1 protein-coding gene and 1 pseudogene are annotated in these 1062 nt (G+C 70.3%); both read right to left on the bottom strand.

Annotated elements, in window-relative coordinates; all coding sequences use genetic code 11:
• Window positions 1-447, bottom strand: a pseudogene (locus U1700_RS15290) (outer membrane protein assembly factor); the annotation flags it as partial.
• A 112-nt stretch (window positions 448-559) separates the two neighbouring features.
• Window positions 560-787 (bottom strand): hypothetical protein, encoded by a 228-nt coding sequence (locus tag U1700_RS15285; protein ID WP_294275229.1) that lies wholly within the window; start codon window positions 785-787, stop codon window positions 560-562.
• Between the last annotated feature and the right edge of the window lie 275 nt (window positions 788-1062).

Here is a 1062-nt window from a genome sequence, read left to right as displayed (position 1 = left end):
GGTCAGCAACTGGGCGTCCTCGCGCGCACGCCGGTCCAGCTGCGCGGCGTTGGCTGGCTCGCCATCATTGGCATCCAGGGTGGAGAGCTGCTCGAAACGCTGGCGGACCAGCGGGCCGGTGCCGTCGATCCCCTCGACCCGCCAGCGATAACGCCGCTCCGCCGCGGCGTCGACGGTCGCGGTCATCGTCGCCACCGGATCACCGGGTGCGGTCGCCAGGTCGGGCCAGGCCACGCCGATCTCGGGCAAGGGGGCCAGCGGAGCCGAGGGGTCCAACATCGTCGGATCATCGGGCAGGTCGCTGCCCGGTATCGCCTGGATCGTCGGGGACGCGGCAGGGCGCGCCACCTGCGCAGCCGCAAAGCTGGGCCAGCCCGCGCCGCCAAGACCCATTGCCAAGCTTATGATGGCGGCCGAGCGGCGCGGCCGCCCGACGCGGACCATCATGCGCCAATCCCTAGCCGCGTGGATGCGACAGCGACACCCCAAAGCACCATCATCTGGACAGATTTGCCGATCCGGTCGTCGCGAAGCGCGCCATCCCAGGCGGCCACGTCGATCAGTGAACGGTGCCGATCGCCTCGTCGCTGGACAGGAGTTCGATCAGCCGCTCGATCTGGCGCCAGCGACAGAAATGGATGTGATTGCCCAGGTCGCGGCTGCGATCGGCCCGCGCCGCGGCCTCGCCGCCCGCCGCCAGGCCGAAGGTCTCCATCATCTCGGCGGCATCCGCCACGTCACGATCGGTCAGGAACGGCGCGACATAGGCGTCGCGAAAATCGCGCATGGAAACTCCCCCCGGAACCGTGCCGTGAAACTCGGGGGCACCCCTAGGCGTGGGTTATGAATTTAGCCACCCCCTGAAATGGTTAACCCGATTTCGACCATGTGCGGCTGGTTTCGGCGGCCCGCGCATGGCAGGACAAGTGACATGGCCGACCCTCAAATCCCGCCCCCGCCCCCGCCCCCCCCGCACGCCTCCTCGCCCAACACCGCCGCGCCGCCCCCGCGCCCCCCCACCTCGCTCCCCCCCGCCCCCACGACCAACCCCGACAGGCGCGC

The organism is Sphingomonas sp. RB1R13, assembly GCF_036663775.1.
Lineage (GTDB): Bacteria > Pseudomonadota > Alphaproteobacteria > Sphingomonadales > Sphingomonadaceae > Sphingomicrobium.
Note: the sequence above shows the minus strand (reverse complement) of the source record. Positions and strands in the feature narration are given on the sequence as shown.

Bases quoted from the DNA above. Each gene is read 5' to 3' on its own strand.
- U1700_RS15285 (WP_294275229.1), bottom strand. From the start codon at position 787: ATGCGCGATTTTCGCGACGCCTATGTCGCGCCGTTCCTGACCGATCGT.